The 3433-nt window shown below is 59.1% G+C and carries 5 protein-coding genes; all 5 read right to left on the bottom strand.

Going from position 1 to position 3433, the window contains the following annotated elements; all coding sequences use genetic code 11:
• Nucleotides 1-178: 178 nt before the first annotated feature.
• The 5 genes from ACT8X9_RS13170 to ACT8X9_RS13150 all read right to left on the bottom strand — a co-directional run bounded on the left by ACT8X9_RS13170 (nt 179) and on the right by ACT8X9_RS13150 (nt 3109).
• Nucleotides 179-442, bottom strand: coding sequence for a Txe/YoeB family addiction module toxin (locus ACT8X9_RS13170; RefSeq protein ID WP_444269296.1), 264 nt, complete (start codon nt 440-442; stop codon nt 179-181).
• The gene (locus ACT8X9_RS13165; protein WP_444269295.1) at nt 443-691 is read right to left on the bottom strand and encodes a type II toxin-antitoxin system Phd/YefM family antitoxin; all 249 of its coding nucleotides are present in this window, start codon (nt 689-691) and stop codon (nt 443-445) included.
• An 85-nt stretch (nt 692-776) separates the two neighbouring features.
• Nucleotides 777-1541, bottom strand: coding sequence for a nucleoside phosphorylase (locus ACT8X9_RS13160; RefSeq protein ID WP_444269294.1), 765 nt, complete (start codon nt 1539-1541; stop codon nt 777-779).
• Nucleotides 1538-2245 carry a Crp/Fnr family transcriptional regulator gene (locus ACT8X9_RS13155; protein ID WP_412588824.1) on the bottom strand — a complete coding sequence of 236 codons (708 nt, stop codon included), beginning with the start codon at nt 2243-2245 and terminating at the stop codon, nt 1538-1540. Before ACT8X9_RS13155 ends, ACT8X9_RS13160 begins: the two co-directional genes overlap by 4 nt.
• Nucleotides 2246-2251: 6 nt before the next feature.
• Nucleotides 2252-3109, bottom strand: a complete 858-nt coding sequence (locus ACT8X9_RS13150; protein ID WP_444269293.1) for an NAD(P)/FAD-dependent oxidoreductase — start codon at nt 3107-3109, stop codon at nt 2252-2254.
• Nucleotides 3110-3433: the final 324 nt, after the last annotated feature.

Below are 3433 nucleotides of genomic sequence, written 5' to 3'. Positions count from 1 at the left end.
AACCCGAACCCCGTGGAGGCCGGCCCCGCCGTCGCCCCCAAGGACGAAAGCGGCAAGTTCGACCCCACCAAGATCGCTGAGGCTTCTGATTTCGGCGACTGGGAAGAGCAGGGGTGTAAGGGGTAAATCTCTCAGATAGTAAAAATGCCATCGTGCCTTGAGAGCACGATGGCATTTTTTATCGCTCGTAATGCGTCCAGAGGCTCAGGATCTTGATGGTCTTTTCTTCCTCATAGACTTGATAGACCAGCCGGTGCTGTAAATTGATGCGGCGGCTGTACGCTCCGCCCAGATCACCGACCAGTTTTTCATAGGGCGGCGGCTTCTGGAAGGGGTCATCCCGGATAATATCGATCAATGCCTTCGCCTTATCCGCCAGATGTGCGGCTTTCAGCTTCGGGATGTCCTTTGCCGCCGTTTTTGTGTAGACGATCTTGTACATTTACCACTCCACGTCCTCTTCGCTCAGGCACTCATCCAGCGGCTGTTTCAACCCATCCATGACCTTCTCTCTCATGCCGGGCACCGAGACCAGATACAGCGTCTCCATCAAGCCGCTGTAATCCTCCGCGCTCAGCAGAACGGCGTCGCCGTCCTTCGTGCTGATGCTGAGCGGCTCATTGTACTTGATGGTCTGCTCCACATAGTTGAACGCATTCTTGCGGAAATTGGTGATGTTTGTCGTGGTCATGCTATCGCCTCCCTTATGTACATAATAGCGTACATAAAATGAAATGTCAAGCAGTTTCAACGACCCTCTGCGATTTTTATGTGATTCACCACATTCTCAGCACCTCTACACAGAGTTCCAGCGCTTTCCGCAGTGAATCCTTTCCCCAGTCACGGTCATCATGCCGCTCTGCGTTTGCAAGGGAATCCGCCGTATACAGGATTTGTCCGAAAGCTGCTCCGCGCTTCTTGGCGCAGGCCGCGAGGGCGGCACATTCCATTTCTACCGTTGCGCAACCTTCGGCTTTCCGGTACGCCACCATATCTCTCGTTTCCCGGAAAAAACCGTCCGTCGTCCATGTGATACATTCGCGGAAGGGAAGACCCAGTGCACGGAAGGTCTTTTCTATGACCTGCACTGCTTCCGCGGCCGGTTCTGCATACCGGGCGGCAGGAAGATAGTGATAGGATGTACCCTCATCCCGCAGCGCTTTGGTCGGGATGAGAAACTCGTTCTCTGCCATTTCGGTCAGCACGCCGCACGAGCCTGCCGTAATAATTTTCCTGCACCCGCAAGCAATGAGGCAGTCCATAAACTGCGCCGCAGCGGGCGCTCCCAGTGGGGCCTGACAAAGGCAGAACTCTTCGCCGTCATTTTTTATAACATAAATCGGGTAGGTCTTTGTGATCGTCTCAAAATGCTCTGCAACCGTCGCGCCCATCTCGGCAGCATAGGTATCGATGGTGTCTCCCAAAAAGGCAAAGACGCATTTCTCCGGCAGAGTCAGCTGCTCCGCCCCGTGATTGGGCTTTAATATCTCTATCGAGTCGAAATCGTATTCCAAAATGGGAAATTCATTTTTCTGTATCATGCTTCACCTCTCGCAATCCGGTTCAGTCTTTCCTTGTCCAATACCTCTACCCCGCCGCGGTAGAGCTTCACGATGCCCTCACCGGCGAAGTATTTGAGCAGGCGGCTCACCACCTCACGGGCAGAGCCCATGTACTTTGCCATCTGATCCTGCGTCAGGCGGACGTCCTCGCCGCCGGTCTTGGCAAGCTCGTCCGCGAGAAAGATGGCCAGCCGCCGGTCGGCGCTCATGAAGAGGATCTGCTGCATGGTCCACATGGTGTCGGAGAAGCGCTCGGCCGTCATCTGGTAGGCGAAGCACCGCACCTCCACGTTCTGCTGCATCAGGCTGCGGAAGACGCCCGCGCTGATGCAGTAAGCCTCGGTGTCCTCCTCGGCGTCGATGTAGAGGTCGAAGTTCACCGAATCCATCACGCAGGAGGCCGAGAGGATACAAATTTCGCCGCCGAAGAGGCGGTAGAGGGTCACATCCCGGCCATCGTCGGAGAGGAGGTAGGCCCGGAACTGGCCGGTGCGCAGCAGCAGGATGCCCACGCAGTTCTCCACCGGACTGTGGACACGCTCACCCCTGCGGTAACGCACAGGCCGGGTGGCGCGGCAGAGCAGCTCCTGCTGGTCGGCGGTCAGCTTGTCCCAGAAGGGGAAGGCGCAGGCGAGGCACTGGCGGTGCTCACCGCATCGAGGGATGGGAAGAACTTCCGGCATCTTGGCTCACTCCTTTCGCAGGGCCTTGGCGGCTTCGGTGCCTGCCAGCGCGCCCTCATAGACGGCCTTTGCCACCTGCAAAAGCCCGCCGGTGCAGTCTCCGGCGGCGTAGAGGCCGGGAACGGTGGTCTGCATCTTTCCATCGGTGACGATGCGGTTATTTTCCACTGCCGCGCCGATCTTCCGGGCCAGCGCCGTGCTGCCCGCAACGCCCAGCGCGATGAACACACCCGCCAGCTCCACGACCTCGCCGCCCGCCAGCTGGACGCCGGTGACTTTCTGCTCACCGAGGACAGCGTCGATCTTTTCGGGCCGGACGGTCACTTCCGGCGGAAACTGGGCCGCCAGCGGCGCACCGTTCAGCAGGAGGGTGACGCTGGACGCCACCGGAAGAAGGGCCTGCACCTCGTGGAGGGCGTATTCGCCGCTGCCCACTACCGCCACATCCCTGTCGCGATAGAAAAAGGCGTCACAGGTGGCACAGTAGCTGACGCCGTGGCCCTCAAGACCCGCCAGCCCCGGGATGCGGGGCACGGCCCGGGCTGCACCGGTGGCGAGGATGACAGCATCCGCCGGGTAATCTCCGTCGAGCGTCTCCACCGTGAGTTTATCGGTATAGGTCAGGCCCACGGCTTCGGTGGTGACGAACTTGACGCCCACCGCCTTGGCCCCCTCGATGCCCTGCCGCTCCAGCTCGGCACCGGAGATGGGCGCGGCGAAGCCGTAGTAATTCTGGATCCCCTCGGCGCGGTCGAGCGCACCCGGCCCCCGGGTGAGGACGGTGGTGTCCACCCCGGCGCGGGCGGTATACAGCGCAGCAGACACTCCCGCCGGGCCGGAACCAATGATGACGATGTTGGACATAGTGGGCCTCCTTATACTTCTTGTATCATCAAATCCATGCATTTTCGCTATTTGCTGGAACGCGGCGCTTGGTTGCAGCAGGTCTAAGTTTTCTTTAAGTGGAATCACGCGCTGGTAGCGCGGATTAAGTTTTTTCTTTCGGTCAAGTGGCTTGCGCTCCGCGCGGGCCAGAGGCAGGGAGGGGTGTTTCGACTCCCCCCTCCCTACCTCTGGACTCCACTCTCCCCGCAACGAGTTAAGGGCTGCTCGCCCTTAACAAACCCAAAGAAGAAGTCGAAACGGAAAAAAGCTAGCCGCTGCGCTAAGACGGGTTGCGATACCCAG

The sequence above is a fragment of the Faecalibacterium sp. genome (genome assembly GCF_052358865.1).
Classification (GTDB): domain Bacteria; phylum Bacillota; class Clostridia; order Oscillospirales; family Ruminococcaceae; genus Faecalibacterium; species Faecalibacterium butyricigenerans.
Note: the sequence above shows the minus strand (reverse complement) of the source record. Positions and strands in the feature narration are given on the sequence as shown.

Coding starts and splice junctions, on each gene's coding strand:
- ACT8X9_RS13170 (WP_444269296.1), bottom strand. CDS start 442: ATGTACAAGATCGTCTACACAAAAACGGCGGCAAAGGACATCCCGAAG.
- ACT8X9_RS13165 (WP_444269295.1), bottom strand. CDS start 691: ATGACCACGACAAACATCACCAATTTCCGCAAGAATGCGTTCAACTAT.
- ACT8X9_RS13160 (WP_444269294.1), bottom strand. CDS start 1,541: ATGATACAGAAAAATGAATTTCCCATTTTGGAATACGATTTCGACTCG.
- ACT8X9_RS13155 (WP_412588824.1), bottom strand. CDS start 2,245: ATGCCGGAAGTTCTTCCCATCCCTCGATGCGGTGAGCACCGCCAGTGC.
- ACT8X9_RS13150 (WP_444269293.1), bottom strand. CDS start 3,109: ATGTCCAACATCGTCATCATTGGTTCCGGCCCGGCGGGAGTGTCTGCT.